This window comes from Streptomyces sp. NPDC005303, assembly GCF_040607335.1.
In the GTDB taxonomy this organism is placed as follows: Bacteria; Actinomycetota; Actinomycetes; order Streptomycetales; family Streptomycetaceae; genus Streptomyces.
Map to the genome: position 1 here is coordinate 101,551 of NZ_JBEXGM010000014.1, position 15,078 is coordinate 116,628.

Genomic DNA, 15,078 nt, shown 5'->3' on the forward strand with positions numbered 1-15,078 from the left:
AGCCGCCGTGGGCGGCAGCGCCACCGAAATGGATCTGCTGCGCGCCGAGGCGAACACAAGCTGAACCGTCTCACTGATCTCCGGGCACCGCAGGTCACCGACTCCCGCTACCCGGACGTACCTGAGACCGGACAGTCAGGATGGCTGGACCTGGTCGAACTGGGCGATGGCTTCGGCGGGGTCCGGGCTCACGAGGCGTTCCAGACCGGCCGTGGTGATCTGCGCCCACTTGCCGGCCCGTGCCCACATCCGTTCCTCGAAGGCGCGGACCGCCTTGTCCAGATCTTCGGGGCCGGCGGCGATGACCTCGGCGAGTTCGGCGCCGTCCAGCATCGCGAGGTTCGCGCCCACCCCCAGTGGGGGCATCAGATGGGCGGCGTCGCCCAGGAGCGTCACCCCGGGCACATGGGTCCAGGTGTGGGACACGGGCAGGACGTAGCAGGGGCGGGAGATGAAAGCGGTGCCGTGGCGGAGGAGGTCGCGGACGGGAGCGGCCCAGCCGTCGAACAGAGCCAGCAGACTCGATCGCACGGCCTCGACGTCGGCCAGGTCCAGGTTCGTGTGCCAGTCCAGGGGCGCGCGGAACCTGGCGTACACCTTCACGTGGCCGCCGCTGTTGCGCTGGGCGACGAGGCCACGGTTCACGCCGTACACGGCCACGGAACCGTCGCCGATCAATCGGGCGAGGTCGGGGTGGCGGGTGTCGACATCGTCGAGGGAGGTCTCGATCGCGGTGATGCCGGTGTAGTGCGGCGTCACCGACGAGACTGCCGCGCGGACCCGGGACCGTGCGCCGTCCGCGCCGACCACGAGGTCGAACGTCTCCTGTCCCCCGTCCGCGAAATGGACCTGCGCACCGTCCCGGGTCCCCGGCACCACCCGCGTCACGCCCCGGCCCCACTGGACGTCGAGAGATCCGAGCAGCAGGTCACGGAGTTGTCCGCGGTCGATCTCGGGATTGGCCCGGTCATCCGGGCGGGGTCGCCAGTCGCGCAGGACCGTCCCGTCCGTGTCCAGGATGCGCATGGCCTGCCCCTCCGGGCGGGACAGCGCTTCGAACTCCGCCAGCAGCCCCGCCTTCTCCAGCGCGAGCTGGCCCATCCCCGCGTGCAGGTCCAGCGTGCCGCCCGGAGGTCGGGCGTCGGGGGCGGGATCGCGTTCGAGGACGGCGGCGGGGTGGCCATGGCGGTGCAGGACGCGGGCGAAGGCAAGACCGGCAGGACCGCCGCCGACCACTGCGATGCGATGTCTCATGGCGATACACCGTATTGGTTCTGTACGTCGTATCGCAACGGTACGGTGAGAGCATGACTGTCTGGGACCGGCCGGAGCCGCCGACTCGCCCCGTGCCGCTCGACCGGGAGCGCATTGTCGCCGCCGCCATCGCACTGGCCGACGAGGGCGGGCTGGAGGCGGTGTCGGTGCGCAAGGTCGCGGCCCACCTGGACGCCGGTCCGATGCGGCTGTACAGATACATCTCCACCAAGGAGGAGCTCTTCGACCTCATGATGGACGAGGTCCAGGCCGAGATTCTCCCGGAGGAGCAGCCCGGTGACTGGCGGGAGGCGCTGCGCGTCCTCGCCCGGCGCACCAGGCAGGCCGCCCTCCGTCACGAATGGCTGGCCGACCTGCTCGGCGGTCGCCCGGCCCTGGGGCCGAACGGCCTCGCCGTGACCGAGGCCACACTGGCCGCCTTCGACGACCTCACCGATGTCGACACCGTCATGCGCGCCGTGGAGACCGTCAGCGCCTACTTCATCGGCGCGATCAGGCGCGAGGTCGCGAACCTGCGGGCCGAGCGCGCCACGGGCCTGTCCAAACACGACTGGCAGCGCGCCCACGGCCCGCATGTGACGAGAATGCTGGCCACCGGCCGCTTCCCGGCGCTGGCCAAGGCCGTGTACGACGGCACGGACGTGGACGCCGAGACATCCTTCGCGACCGGCCTGGACTGGGTACTCGACGCCGTGGCCGCAAAGCTCACCCGGCCGCCGGCGTGACGCTCGGCTCTTGCAGAAGGTGAGCGGGTCCGGCCGGGCCGAAGTCCCGGGGCCTCTCGTCGAACCTTGTCGACGCGGGGCGGTGCATAGGATCGGCGGCATGGCACTGCGACCTGTTCAGGTGAACGTGAAGGCTGTGGACGGGGCGGCGGTCGGTCGGTTCTGGGCGGAGGCGCTCGGGTGGAGTGCCTACAGTCCCGGTGTGACCACCTACGTCGGCCCCGCGGGCGGCCTCGTGTGGCCGGACCCGGTCGAGCTCGGTATCGACGTCGTTCCCGTCCCGGAACCCAGGACGGCGACGAAGAACCGCCTGCACCTCGATCTCGCCACCACCTCCGTGTCTCATCAGGCGGAGCTGGTCGCGCGGCTGAAGACGCTGGGCGCGACGCCCGCCGACGTGGGTCAGGGCGATGTTCCGTGGACGGTCCTCGCCGACCCCGAGGGCAACGAGTTCTGCGTGCTGGAGCCTCGTGAGGTCTACCGGGACACCGGGCCCATCGCCGCCGTGGTGGTGGACTGCGTGGATCCGCGGGCCATGGCCCGGTTCTGGGGCGCGGCGATCGACTGGACCGTGCACGAAGTGACCGACGGCCAGGCGGTGTTGCGTTCCCGCGAGGGGACGGGCCCCTATCTCGAGTTCCTCCGTACCCTCGACGTGAAGACCGTGCCGGACCGCGTCCATCTCGACCTGCTGCCGTACCCCGGTGACGACAAGGCCGCGGAGGTGGCCCGGCTGCGTGCCCTCGGCGCCACCGACCTCGACCTCGGCCAGGGCGACGTCCCGTGGACGTGCCTGTCCGACCCGGAGGGCCACGAGTTCTGCGTCCTGGCCCCGTCCTGACACAGAGCCTCCGGCGGCAACCGTGACAACGTTCCGCTGCCAGGCAGGTCGGGCAGGTCGGGCAGTTGGGAGGCGTCCCCGTGGATCCAGCGCGCCCGCTCACTCCCCTGCTTCCCCCGGGCCACGTCGAGCGAGGCCAGGGCGGGATCGACCCCGACGACCTCGACGCCCCGTCCTGCCGGCAGCAGCGTGAACACCCCTGTCCCGCAGCCGACGTCCAGCACCTGCCGTGCCCCGAACTCCTCCACCATGCGGAGATATGCGTCGAGGTCGCTGCGATCGGGATCGAGCGCGTCGTAGACCGCAGCCGGCCGTGGATGCGTGAAGCCTTCGTCAGCCATGCGGGCGACCGTAGAGGGAGCGGGCTGCGCCGGCCACTCGATATCGTCCGGTCACCGTCCCTCTCTCGTCAGCCACTCCTCCAGCACCGAGAAGTCCCCTTCGGTGAGCCCCACTCGGTGATCGACCCGGTGCAGGAGAGCCGGTTCGGGATGGTGGGCCGCCACCCAGACCCGGTCGGCATCGGTGATCTCGTCGTCGATCCAGACAAACGGTCGTCCGGCCGCCCAGGAGACCAGAGGGCGGGTCTTCCAGTGCAGGTCGCCCGCCTCGTCGTCGTCCGAGTCCGGCCAGTCAACGAGCGGCAGCGTGGGCAGCCCGAGCCAGGGCGCCATAACGGCGTTGGCGTCGTCACCCCAGGTCGTGGCCCACACCAGCGCACAGCCCAGCGATGTCAGACGGGCACCGAGCGCGGGGTTTACGCGAGGCAGCAGCGGATGGCCGGTGACGTCATCCGGCAGCGCAGACGCGGGCCCGTACAGCGGATACGGCTCCGCCGCCCCGAACGGCAGCAGCGTCCCGTCGACGTCCAGGAAGAGCAGCACGCTCACCCCTCGACCCCGCCCTCCGCGAGGAGCTCGTCGATGCGGGCCCGGTGCGCCGCCTCCCACTCGTCGAGCGTCTCGGCCGCCTCCTTCGCCAGCTTGGCGCGGGCAGCGGCGAGGACGTCGGCCCGTCGCGCGGCGGGGACCGCGACGACCCCCTCCTCGTCGGCGACCACCACGTCCCCGGCCTCGACCCGCACACCACCACACCGCACGCCCCCGCCCAGCGGCGTCACGGCCTTCTTCGCGCCCGGGATCGGAATGACCCCTCGGGCGAACACCGGGAACCGGGCCTCCCGCACCTCGGCGAGGTCGCGGATCAACCCGTCCAGGACGAACCCGGCGATGCCCCGCCGCTGCGCGACCGCGCACACGTTTCCGCCGGCCAGGGCGTGGTCGAGGTCTCCCGACTCGACCACGACGACCGAACCGGCCGGCGCCCGGTGGATCGCCGCGTGCAGCATGAGGTTGTCGCCGGGAGGGCACCGTACGGTGAACGCGCGCCCCGCCACCTGCGGCACCGGCCCCCACAGCGGCCGGATCCCGATGTCCATGACCTGGTCACGACCGAGCAGATCGGCCAGGGTGGTCGTGGGAATGTCCGCAAACTCGGTGGTCTCGGTCATGCCCCGGACGTTACCGTGCCCGCATGACTGCCGGGTCGGCCTTGTGCCGTGAGCGAGTTGGGTGCCCGGCCTCTGAGTGAGGCCGGGGAGGGCGAGGAGCCCTCCGCTTTCTCTGAGTCGTCCAGGAAATGACCGGAGACCAGAGAGAGCAGAGAGAGTGACCAACCCCATCCAGGACTTCAACCAGCGGATCATCGACGAGTTCCGCGCGAACCACGGCCGGGTCGGCGGCCCCTTCGAGGGCGGCCGCCTGATCCTCCTCACCACCACCGGGGCCCGCACCGGCACCCCGCACACCACCCCCGTCGGCTATCTCCCCGACGGCGGCGACCGCATCCTCGTGATCGCCTCGGCGGGCGGCTCACCGCGCCACCCCGACTGGTACCGCAACCTCGTCGCGCACCCTCAAGTCACCGTCGAGAGCGGGGTGTTCACGTACGAGGCGCAGGCGGTCGTGCTTGCGGGCGAGGAGCGGGACCGAGCCTTCGCGCGTGCCGTGGAAGCGGATCGCGGCTGGGCCGTGTACCAGGAGAAGACCGACCGCGTCCTCCCCGTGATCGCCCTGCACGAGATCGCCCGCCCGGGCCCGCCGAACATCAACGCCTCCTCCCCGGGCGAGGCCATCAGGCTGGTACACGACGCCTTCCGCCGCGAACTCGCCCTGATCCGAGCGGAGTTGGCCTCCGGGACCACTACCCTGGGCGCCCAACTCCGCGTCAACTGCCTGACGTTCTGCCAGGGCCTGCACAACCACCACACCGGTGAGGACGTGGCGATGTTCCCCTTCCTGGCCGACCGCCACCCGGAGGCGGCTGCGGCCATCGACCGCCTGCGCGCCGAGCACGAGCACATCGCCGGGCTGGTCGAGGAGTTGCGGGAGGCGCTGTCCGGCACGGATCTCGGCTCCGTCCGGACGGAGGTCGACCGCCTGACGACCGAGCTGGAGTCCCATCTGACCTATGAGGAGGAGCAGTTGCTCCCCCTCTTCGCCCACGCCTGACCCACCCGCGAGACGGAGCACCTCAAGCTGCCCGCGCGAGGCGGCCGCCACCCCCGACTGCCCGCGCGAGGCGGCCGTCACCCCGGAACACCCACGCGGGACGGCCGCCGCCCGGGGGGCGTTCGGGCGCTAGAACGGCAGCGGCCGCCCGTGCACCACCACCAGCCGTGACACCGCCCGGGTCAGCACGACATACAGCCGGTGCGGCCCCCGCTCCTCCGCCTCCGCGATCGCCGCCGGCTCGACGGCCACGACATGGTCGTACTCGAGTCCCTTGACCACACCGGCCGGTACGACGCTCACCCGTGCGCCCAGCTCGTCCGGCCCGGCGGCGGCGATCCCGGCCGCGTCGAGGGCCTGCCGTACGCGGTCCACGTCCGCGTCGGCGGCGACGACCCCCACGGACCCCTCGTGCGCGAGCGATTCGCGTACGGCGTCCACGACCGCGCCCGGCACGTCGTCCGGGGAGGTGGGCCGGATCCTCAACTCCCCGTCCCCGCGCAGGGATCGCCCCTCCGGCACATCCACATCCAGCTGCGCGAGAAGCCGGTTGGCGAGCCCGACGACGGCCTGCGGCACCCGGAACCCGATGGTCAGCGGCACGACGGCCGCGTCCGGCTTGCCGAGATGGCGCAGCACGGCGTGCCACGAGCGGGCCGCCCAGGGCGTGGTCCCCTGTGCCAGGTCACCGAGCACGGTGACCGACCCGAATCGGGCCCGGCGCGCGATCGCCCGGCACTCCATGGGAGACAGGTCCTGCGCCTCGTCGACGACGAGATGGCCGTACCCCTCAGGATGCTCCACCAGCCCGGCGACCTCGTCGAGCAGCACCAGATCGGCCGCCGACCACCGAGCCGACTTCCACGACCTCGGCGGCTTCGCCCACAGCAGGTTCTTCTGCTCCTCGGCGTCAAGAATCCCCTTGGCGGCGACCGCCAACCCCGCACCGTCACCGAGCAGTTCGGCCACGACCTCCTCGGGCCGCACCTTGGGCCACACGGCGTCCAGGAACGCCCCGATCACCCGGGACCGCGAGACCCGCTGCACCCAGGCGCCGTTCTGCGGCCCGGCCCGCCGTTCGGCCTGCAACTGCACACTCCGCACCACCCGACTGCGCACCCGCTCCCGCCCGGTCCCGTACGGCGGCTCCTCCTGTCGTACATCCGCCACGATCCGCCCGAGTTCACCGACGCCGACCCGCCAGCTGTACGAACCGTCTTTGATCTCCAGGGAGTTGACCGGACCGGTCGACACTCGGGCGTAGAGCGCCCGGCGCAGCACCTCCGCCATGCGGGGGTCGTGCTTGAGGACGGCGGTGGGGTGGGCGTCGGTGGCGGTGACCGGGTGGCGGGCGATCTCGTCCTGGAGTGTGGACTGCCGTACTCCGCTCTCGCCGAGCGCGGGCAGCACCTGGGAGATGTAGGAGAGGAAGGTCCGGTTGGGCCCCAGGACGAGCAGCCCGCCGCGCCGCATGCGCTGCGGGTCGGTGTAGAGGAGATAGGCGGCCCGGTGCAGCCCGACGGCGGTCTTGCCGGTGCCGGGAGCACCTTGGACGCAGACGGAGACGGCGAGGTCGCTTCTTACGAGATCGTCCTGCTCGGGCTGGATGGTCGCGGCGATGTCCCGCATGGGTCCGACGCGGGGCCGTTCGATCTCCCGGGTCACGATGTCGCTGACCTGCGGCGGGCCGCCGTCCTGGAGATGCTCGTCCTCCAGCCCGGTGAGATCGGCGGACTCCCCCTTGCTGCCGGGCGCCCAGCCGAACCGCCGCCGCACGGCGACCCCCTGGGGGTCGCGGGCGCTCGCCTGGTAGAAGGCGCGGGAGACGGGCGCGCGCCAGTCGACGACGAGGGGCGGGGCGGCGGGGTGCTCGGTGATCCGCAGCCGGCCCAGGTGATACGCCTGCCCGGCGTGGTCGCCGCGGTCGAACTCCAGCTTCCCGAAGAACAAGGGCCCGTCGGGCAGCTCCCGCATCTCCTTGGCCTGACTGCGCAACTGGTACCCGAGGACTTCGGCATCCGCCCCGGAGGCGGACACGTCCTCACCGACGACGACCTGCTCCTGAGCCCCGTCGACCATGGCGGCGAGGGCGGTACGGCAACGGTCGTGGTGGACGCGCTCGCGGTGGAGGGACTCTTTCAGGGCTGGATCGGGAGCGGGGCCGGCTGAGGTCATGAGGACGAGAGTACGGGAAAAAGTGAGACCGGGTTAAATTTTTTACGCTGACTCTGTTCTCGCTCGGGTGAGCCACGGCAACCCGTCCGCCAACACCCCGAACGCGCGCTCGGCCGCGGCCACGGCATCCCCCCGCACGTCCTCGAGCGGCTCCCCCGCGGCGATCCGCCGCCAGTTCTCCATGGCGAGGATCCGCCGCACGGCGATGATCTGCCCGGCTGCCAGCCGCGCGTCGAGATCACCTCCGAGCACCTCGGCGAGCGCGGCCTCCTGCCGTTCCAGGTGCCCGTGGGCCCGGGCGACGAGGGCGGGAGTGCCGTAGAGCAGCGAGTGGAAGGCGAGAACGCCCGGGTGATCATTGAGCCCGGTGACGGGGTCGTCCCGCTCCAGCCCTTCCAGGAAATGCCGGCAGAGGGCTACGAGAGGCGCCTCGTCCGACTGGGCCACGACCCGCGCGGCCTCGTCCTCGTGATCGGCGATCCGGTGGAGGACGAGGTCCTCCTTGGCCGGGAAATACCGGAAGAGTGTCGGCTTGGAGATCTCGGCGGCGGCGGCGATCTCGGCCACGGAGACGGCGTCGAAGCCCTTCTCGAGAAACAGCCGGATGGCGATCTCGGACACGGTCTCGTACATCCGCTGCTTCTTGCGCTCACGCAGGCCGGGGGCGGTCATGGGGTGAGCCTACGCAGGAAACCCGGGACGGGGTCCGGAGCTGTGCCCTGATGCCAGTGGGGTCCCCCGGCCCGTGCGGCGACGATCCTCAGTGGTCTCCGTGCGGCAGGGCGAGGACCAGATAGGGATTGGTCGTCAGCTTGGCCCGCAGACCGAGTGTCGCGGTCGCCGCGGTCAGGGTCATGGCATATGTCCCCACAGCACGGCTCACATTGGGTGCGTCGAGGCTGTCGCGGGTCATCAGCCGGTCCAGGTCCACATAGGCGGAGCGCACCGTCTCGATCCAGCGGTACACGCGCCAGTCGAGACGCCATCCTCTCGTGCAGTCCTCCGGCAGGAGCTGCGCCCACCGGTCGAACATGCGCGTACGGATCTCCGGGAGAGTAGGCGTCAGGTGCATGTGGCGGACAAGATCGTAGAGGGGGTCACCCACCATCGCCATTTCCCAGTCGATCAGGGTCAGACCCGTCCCGTCCTCGCGGCGAATCATGTTCCACGGATTGAGGTCTCCGTGCAGAAGCACCGAGCGTCGAGGAGTCACCGTGTGCCGACGGAGGATCTGTTCGAGACGGAAGCCGCTGGTGGGCAGCCCGAGTTGCCCCGCCAGCTGAAGCGTTTCCTTCGGAAGGCCCGACACCATCCGGATCAGCTCGTCACACAGCTGTTCGTGGAACCCTCTGCCCGGCGCGTACGAGTCGTCCGTCAGCTTCGTGCAGTCGATCTGTGTGAGGGCGTGGAGCTGGTTGACGAGGTCGTCCGCCTCGTGGGGCAGAAGGCCACCCTCGGGGTGATCGGGAGCCTGGATCTCCCCCTCCGGCCCTTCGAAGGAGTGGATGGTGAACTGGTCTCCGAGTTCACTGGTCCCCAGTGCCAGCACGCGCGGCGCGCGCACCGCCACGCCCGAGTCCTCGATCGCCCGCAGCACGACGTGCTCGTTCAGGAACCGGCGCTCCCGGGAGTTGGCGGTTCCCACCTTGCGCCGCACCATCACCGGGTACGGCACGCCTTCCACGCGCACCGCCGTGCTGAGGTGTGCCGTCCCCTTGAACACCCGGTCGGCCAGAGCAGCCCCCTCCTCGAAAAGGGCTTCCTGCACGGCCGACTCGGAGAACGCCGGATGCGCGGGGACCCGCTGATCGCGTACCCAGGAGATGGACGACACCGCGCGGTCACGGCTGTGACGCTTGCCGTGTGAGACGTTCCAGCGGAAGAGGATACGTTCGATGGCCTTCTCGTCCGGCACGCTCTTCAGCCGCAACGGCTCTTCAGCGGCCTGCAAGGCCCAGTACACCGCCTCGGTCGCGGCGTCCAGATCCTTCTGGTCGAACGACGCTCCGAGGGACGTCACGGCACGCATCACGTCCGGATAGACCGACTGGGCGCGTTCGAAGGCGACATAGTGCCGCAGGTCGCGCTCCAGGCCGTTGACCGCCTTGGGGCGCCGCGACATCATCGCCGAGCGCCACGCCTCGACGGCCTCGTCCCACTGACCGGGCGGGTAACCCATGCGCACCAGATGGGTGGCGAGATCGTGCAGCGGATCGCCGTAGCTCGACAACTCCCAGTCCACGCAGATCAACGGCGGGCCGGCCTCGTACGAAACGATGACGTTGTCGCGGTGCAGATCTGTGTGAAGGAGGCTGAAAGGGCGGCTGATCATCGCGGGCACGCGCTCGGCGAACCGCACCATGGCGTCCTCGGGGATGCCGAGCATCGCGAACAGACCGCCGAACCGGTGCCAGTTGCGCTGACGGACCTGTGTCTCCGTGGCCAGGGCCAGTGTGCGCAGAAAAGCCCGGCTGTCCCGGCTGGACCGGGGCCAGGACTGCGGCAGGGGAGGCAGTTCCTTGCGGCCGACTTGCGTCATGTCCGCCAGCAGTTCGGCCAGGGCCCGGACCAGATGCTGGTCCACGGGCTTGCCGTTGGGGCAGACGCTCGACAGGGGCACGCCGTCGACATAGCTCATGACCGCGATGTCGCCGTACTTCAACAGGCACCGGGGTACGTGGGGAAGGACCCCGCCGATCGCCTCGAGGATCGCCGCTTCGTCCTGCCAGGTCCGGATCACCACGGGCAACGCGGAGCGCTGACGCTCGCGCACCATGACGAACTTGAGATCCGCCAGCCCGTCAAGCCAGGGTGGGGGCGGAACAATGTAGTTCAGGTTGTGATGGCCACGGGTGAGTTTCCCCTGGGACCGGGCGTGGGAGACCAGTTCGCCGAGCGCCTCGCGGACCGCCCGCCCCGCGAACGCGGCAGCGGGCCCGGATGGAACACCCACAGGCACTCCTGAGCAACTATGCAGCGCCTCCGATTTTCATGCGCAGCACGAGAGGACCACACTGTAGTGCCCAAGTAACACCTGACACGGGCGTTATTCGGAATTGACTACCCACCTGAGACAGTCTTCACTCCTTGGCCTCACACCGTTCGAGGTCATGGACGAACAACGAACACGATCAAGGCAGGTCATAGCGGTGCCAGCAGGAGTCGAACCACTCCTGCCAGCTCTGCATGAAAACGGATCCGACGGCGTTGGGGTCACCCTCGTCATGGACGAGGCGTATCAGGGTCGAGCCGAGTCCCAGGACGTCCCAGGCGTCGATCTCCGTGTCGTCGTCCATCAGGATCCTGCGCTCCACGATCTTGTACGGGCCGATCAGCCCCTCGACGCCACGCCGTAGATACAGCTTGTGCGTCGGCACCAGTGGAACCTCACGGACCTGCACATCCACGTCTGGCACCAGACCGTCTGTCTTGAGGTTGCGTAGGGCATTGCGCAGGGAAGAGGTATGCCTCCGGATGATTTCCCGCGTCCGGACCTGCAGGATCCGGTCCAGTTCCGTCACCTCGGTGGCGGACTTCTTGGCCGCTCTGGCCCGTGGATACGGCAGCTCGGTGTCGTCGGAAGGCAGCAGTATCCGAAGCGCGATGCGCTCCGGTGCGACGATCTGACCGTTGCGGATCCTCTCGGCCTGGAGCCGCATGTGGGTGTCGAGGCTCTCCGACGTGAACGTGAAGACGTCCAGCTCCACAGCAGGTTCGGCAAAGGCGCGGTCGACGAAAGGCCCCAGGGCTATACGGCCAGGGGGCACCTTCGGCTGCGTCGTCACGTGGATGGGAAGCGTCACTCGGACCTTCGAGCCGCTGCCCTGTCGGGACTCGATCCAGCCCTCGGTCTTCAGCTCCTCCAGGACACGCTGGATCGTGTCGCGCGAGACCGCGAACTCTTCGGCGAGAGCGCGCTGCGGGGGCAGGTTGTAACCCGGCCGGTAGTCCCCGCCGGAGATCCGGGACCGCAGCGTCGCCAGGATCGTGGCTCCCTTTCCGCGTTCTTCGCTCACACCGCGACCGTACCTCCTTCACCGCGCACACAAACCGAAGTGGCGGCCCGCTTTTGGTCCACAGGCAGTCCAGCCCGTCGGGCCAACAGCCCAATATTTGCTTGGGGGTTAGACGATCAACCAGTCAGGGCACAACCAGATTTGAAGAGATCAGTCCAATTGGACCGCTATTGATCAGTCTTATCAAAGTGGACGGCGGGTGGACGACATGGTGGACCGGTTACATGCAGGGAGCGGCGACACCTCAGGACCGGGTGCGCAGGACGTCCAGCACTTGCTTCATGGAGCTCACGACCACCTCGGCCCCGGCGTCCCTCAGGAACCGCTCCTTGTCCTCGTTACGCGCGTAGCCCAGGAACGCGACCCCCGCCTGGCGCGCGGCATCGAGGTCGGTCGTGGCGTCGCCGATCATCAGCGTGCCCGAGGGAACGGCTCCCATTGCCTTGATCGCCTCTTCCAGGCAATGCGGGTTCGGCTTCATCAGATCGAGATTCGGCGTGCGGCCGTAGACGTAGGGGAAGCAGTCCGACAGTCCGCGGCTCTCCACATACGCGGCCGCTGCCTTGGCGGAGTTGTTGGTGGTGATGGCGAACCTCACGCCGTACGACCACCACGTCCTGATCAGCGGATCGGTGTGCGGGGTGGGAAACGCCCCGGGAACGGCGTCCAGTTCGCGCCGGGTGAGCCACTCCTCCAGTTCGAGGACCAGATCGCTGCCCGGACGCTGCTCGTGGAAGGCTCGCAGGGTGTCGTGCGGGTCCTCGCTGGATCGTTCCTGCTCGGTCAGCAGTCCGCCCATGCCCAACTGGTCGATCTTGGCGACCAGTTCACCGGCTATCTGGGGCGCCGGATACCTCGCGAACAACCGGCAGATCGGCCCGTCCAGGTCCCAGAGCACGTACCGAGCGGAGGCGACCAGTGATGCGAGTCGTGCTGTCTGTGCTGTCACCGGTTCAGTGTGCGTCGTCTCAGGAGTCACTAGGAGAGTGTCAGGTCCGTCGTGATGGTTTCCCAGAGGGCGTCGAACCACTTCTGCGATTGATCGACGAACGCGGCGTCGCGCTCGCCGGAGTTCCTGTCGAAGGAGAAGAGCAGGGACTCCGTGCCGAGGACGTCGTACATGTCGAGCATCCCCGCGTCGGTGGCCTCCTCCCGGCGCGCGACCATGTAGTACGCGATCAGCGCCTCCACGCCGTTGAGCAGGTACAGCTTCACCGGCGGGGTGAACGGCAGCGCCCGGAACCTGACGTTGACGTCGATCCCGTGGGAGGAGCGCAGGGAACGGAGATTGTGGCGCAGGACGTGACCCTGGGCGTTGCGCATCTCCAGCCAGCGCTGGTGGACCGGGTTGTCGTCGTCGGGGGCCTCGACCGGCACCGGGAAGGCCAGGTTGATGTCACGGGAGGGCAGCAGGATGCGGACGTCGATGGACTCGGGGTGGATCCGGCCCTCGTGGATGAGGCGGACCGGTTCGCTCAGGGCCACCATCAGCGTCTCCGCCGTGAGACAGGCCGCGTCGATCCGGACCTTGGGGCCGGCGAACGCGTCGGCCAGGCGGGGTGCCAGGGCCACCATCGTCGGCTGCGGGCCGCCCTGAGTGACCGGCACCTCCGCGATCCGCGGCGGACTCCCCTTGCTCACGTTGCTGAGCAACCCGTCGTCCTGCAGCGCGCGCAGGGCCTGGCGGACCGCGCCCCGTTCCACCCCGAACTCCTCCGCGAGTTCGGCCTGGGTGGGGAGGCGGTCGCCGGCTTTGAGATCGCCGGTGCGGATGCGTTCCCGCAGGGTGTCGGCGATTTCCTGGGGCGAGAGCCTTCTGCTGCCGTTCACTGCCACGTTCTCCTGGGTCACGACCAAACGTTACAACTCCAATCCATCTATGGGGAGTTGTTCCGAAGTTGTTTATCAACTGCCACCAAGTGGGGACAACATAGTTAGAGTTGGTTGCCAACTTACTTGAGTTGGTGGAAGTTTTGCCTCCGCACTGCCCGCCTCGCCCGCACGAAGCCCGAAGGGGGAACCACCATGCCGGCCCTCGCTCTCCTCTCCGCCGTCTTCGTCGTCGGCGTCGAGCAGACCCTGCAGTGGAAGTACGGTGCCAGCGGCATCATCGGGATGCTCCTGCTCACCATCGGTATCAAGGCCAAGAACCCCGCGATCAGCTCGACCGGGGCCGTGGTGCTCGCCCTGCTGGTCGCGGGACCCGCCCTATGACCCGAGCACACCGGGATCCGCCCCTGTGGGAGACCTCAGTTCGTGAGCGCCAGCTCCGAACTGATCGTCTCCCACAGTGCGTTGAACCACAGGTGGGACTGCTCCACGAACGTGGTGTCCCGCAGGCCGGCCCCCTGCTCGAAGGCGAACAGCATCGACTGGGTGCCCTCGGAGTCGTACAACTCCAGGTGCTCGTCGTCGATCTCCTCCCTGCGGCGGGTCAGCGTGTAGTACGCGAAGAGCGCCTCCATACCGTTCAGCAGGTACAGCTTCACCGGTGGTGTGAAGGGCAGGGCGCGGAAGGTGACGCGTACGTCGATGCCGTGGGTGGCGCGCAGGGCCAGGAGGTTGTGCTGGAGGACCTGCCCCTGCGCGTTGCGCTGGGCCAGCCAGCGCTCGTGGACCGGGTCGCCGTCGCGGCCGTCCACCCGCACCGGGAAGGCGAGGTCGACGTCCCGGCCCGGCAGCAGGACACGGACGTCGATCTTGGCCGGATTCAGTCGTCCGGCGTGGATCTGACGCAGTCCCTCGCCGATGGCGAGGTTGAGGGAGACCGACGTCAGGCACAGGGCGTCTATCTCGACGTGCGAGGCCGCGAAGGCGGCGGCGATCCGGGGACCGAGGGTGACCATCGTGGGCTGCGGCGCGGCCCCGGGGCCGGCGGTCGCCCCGCTGAGCCCCAGGTCGGGGGCGACGGTCGCCGGGCTGCCCTTGGAGACGTTGGTGAGCAGGTGTTCCGTCTGCAGCAGATACAGCGCCTGCCGTACGACCCCCCGTTCGACGCCGAACTCGTCGGCCAGCCGCGCCTGTGTCGGCATGCGCTGACCTGCCCGCAGCGTGCCGGACCGGATCCGGGCGCGGAGCTCGTCGGCCACCTCGCGATGTGTCCTCTGTGGCCGCTGCGACCTCTTCCGTCCATTGACGGGGGCGTGTTTCGGGTCCACGACCAAACCCTACAACTTCCCGCCATCTTTGGGCAGTTCACTGGAAGGTGGTTATGAGCCGCATCCAAACGGAGATAAGTACAGTGAAGTTGGTCGCCAACTTGGTCAACCTTGAGAAACATGGTCAAAACTTCACAGGGTTGGCCAACTCGACGGTCAACAGGTGCCACCGTCCCGAAGGGGGACCGTCATGCCGTTCATCGCTGTCGCCATCGCCTCCCTCGCAGTCGGCTTCGAAGCGCTCGTCCAGTGGAAGTGGGGCGCGATGGGCATCATCGCGTTCCTCGCGCTGACCATCGGCGTCAAGTCGAAGAACGTCGCGATCGGCGGCATCGGAGCGGTCATCCTCGTGATGCTGCTCGCCCAGTCCGGATGACG

At 69.0% G+C, this 15,078-nt stretch carries 15 protein-coding genes and 1 pseudogene; 5 read left to right on the top strand and 11 right to left on the bottom strand.

Going from position 1 to position 15,078, the window contains the following annotated elements; translation table 11 throughout:
- Positions 1 to 135: 135 nt before the first annotated feature.
- Complete coding sequence (locus tag ABZT93_RS21170; RefSeq protein ID WP_356106492.1) at positions 136 to 1,254, bottom strand: NAD(P)/FAD-dependent oxidoreductase; 1,119 nt, start codon at positions 1,252 to 1,254, stop codon at positions 136 to 138.
- Between the two features lie 53 nt (positions 1,255 to 1,307).
- Here ABZT93_RS21170 and ABZT93_RS21175 point away from each other — a divergent pair, with 53 nt between their 5' ends.
- Positions 1,308 to 2,000: a TetR/AcrR family transcriptional regulator C-terminal domain-containing protein gene (locus ABZT93_RS21175; protein WP_356106494.1), complete on the top strand. Its 693-nt coding sequence runs from the start codon at positions 1,308 to 1,310 to the stop codon at positions 1,998 to 2,000.
- Positions 2,001 to 2,100: 100 nt separating this feature from the next.
- Positions 2,101 to 2,841, top strand: coding sequence for a VOC family protein (locus ABZT93_RS21180; RefSeq protein WP_356106496.1), 741 nt, complete (start codon positions 2,101 to 2,103; stop codon positions 2,839 to 2,841).
- Positions 2,842 to 2,900: 59 nt separating this feature from the next.
- Here the strand turns inward: ABZT93_RS21180 and ABZT93_RS21185 are convergent.
- From ABZT93_RS21185 to ABZT93_RS21195, 3 genes and pseudogenes are all read right to left on the bottom strand, one after another.
- Positions 2,901 to 3,182: pseudogene (locus ABZT93_RS21185) on the bottom strand (class I SAM-dependent methyltransferase); the annotation flags it as partial.
- A 51-nt stretch (positions 3,183 to 3,233) separates the two neighbouring features.
- A complete protein-coding gene (locus ABZT93_RS21190; RefSeq protein WP_356106498.1) occupies positions 3,234 to 3,725 on the bottom strand; it encodes an HAD domain-containing protein in 492 nt (163 codons plus the stop codon).
- A 2-nt stretch (positions 3,726 to 3,727) separates the two neighbouring features.
- Positions 3,728 to 4,351, bottom strand: coding sequence for an RraA family protein (locus ABZT93_RS21195; protein WP_356106500.1), 624 nt, complete (start codon positions 4,349 to 4,351; stop codon positions 3,728 to 3,730).
- 157 nt (positions 4,352 to 4,508) lie between these two features.
- Between ABZT93_RS21195 and ABZT93_RS21200 the strand changes: the two genes are divergently transcribed.
- Positions 4,509 to 5,351, top strand: a complete 843-nt coding sequence (locus tag ABZT93_RS21200; RefSeq protein ID WP_356106502.1) for a nitroreductase/quinone reductase family protein — start codon at positions 4,509 to 4,511, stop codon at positions 5,349 to 5,351.
- Between the two features lie 129 nt (positions 5,352 to 5,480).
- Here the strand turns inward: ABZT93_RS21200 and ABZT93_RS21205 are convergent, their stop codons facing one another.
- From ABZT93_RS21205 to ABZT93_RS21230, 6 genes are all read right to left on the bottom strand, one after another.
- On the bottom strand, positions 5,481 to 7,526 hold the full coding sequence (locus tag ABZT93_RS21205) for an AAA family ATPase (protein WP_356106504.1): 2,046 nt from the start codon (positions 7,524 to 7,526) through the stop codon (positions 5,481 to 5,483).
- Positions 7,527 to 7,568: 42 nt separating this feature from the next.
- Entirely contained in the window at positions 7,569 to 8,198 is a 630-nt protein-coding gene (locus ABZT93_RS21210) for a TetR family transcriptional regulator (RefSeq protein ID WP_356106505.1), read from the bottom strand.
- 88 nt (positions 8,199 to 8,286) lie between these two features.
- On the bottom strand, positions 8,287 to 10,479 hold the full coding sequence (locus ABZT93_RS21215) for an aminoglycoside phosphotransferase family protein (protein WP_356106507.1): 2,193 nt from the start codon (positions 10,477 to 10,479) through the stop codon (positions 8,287 to 8,289).
- A 178-nt stretch (positions 10,480 to 10,657) separates the two neighbouring features.
- Positions 10,658 to 11,542 (bottom strand): GntR family transcriptional regulator, encoded by an 885-nt coding sequence (locus ABZT93_RS21220; protein WP_356106509.1) that lies wholly within the window; start codon positions 11,540 to 11,542, stop codon positions 10,658 to 10,660.
- A gap of 244 nt (positions 11,543 to 11,786) precedes the next feature.
- The gene (locus ABZT93_RS21225) at positions 11,787 to 12,491 is read right to left on the bottom strand and encodes an HAD family hydrolase (RefSeq protein ID WP_356106511.1); all 705 of its coding nucleotides are present in this window, start codon (positions 12,489 to 12,491) and stop codon (positions 11,787 to 11,789) included.
- Positions 12,492 to 12,520: 29 nt separating this feature from the next.
- Positions 12,521 to 13,399, bottom strand: a complete 879-nt coding sequence (locus ABZT93_RS21230) for a winged helix-turn-helix domain-containing protein (protein WP_356106513.1) — start codon at positions 13,397 to 13,399, stop codon at positions 12,521 to 12,523.
- 168 nt (positions 13,400 to 13,567) lie between these two features.
- Between ABZT93_RS21230 and ABZT93_RS21235 the strand changes: the two genes are divergently transcribed.
- Positions 13,568 to 13,756 carry a hypothetical protein gene (locus tag ABZT93_RS21235; protein ID WP_053851924.1) on the top strand — a complete coding sequence of 63 codons (189 nt, stop codon included), beginning with the start codon at positions 13,568 to 13,570 and terminating at the stop codon, positions 13,754 to 13,756.
- A gap of 35 nt (positions 13,757 to 13,791) precedes the next feature.
- Here ABZT93_RS21235 and ABZT93_RS21240 read toward each other — a convergent pair whose 3' ends face one another.
- The gene (locus ABZT93_RS21240; RefSeq protein ID WP_356106515.1) at positions 13,792 to 14,706 is read right to left on the bottom strand and encodes a GntR family transcriptional regulator; all 915 of its coding nucleotides are present in this window, start codon (positions 14,704 to 14,706) and stop codon (positions 13,792 to 13,794) included.
- A 184-nt stretch (positions 14,707 to 14,890) separates the two neighbouring features.
- Between ABZT93_RS21240 and ABZT93_RS21245 the strand changes: the two genes are divergently transcribed.
- Positions 14,891 to 15,076, top strand: a complete 186-nt coding sequence (locus tag ABZT93_RS21245; protein ID WP_356023267.1) for a hypothetical protein — start codon at positions 14,891 to 14,893, stop codon at positions 15,074 to 15,076.
- Positions 15,077 to 15,078 lie beyond the last annotated feature (2 nt).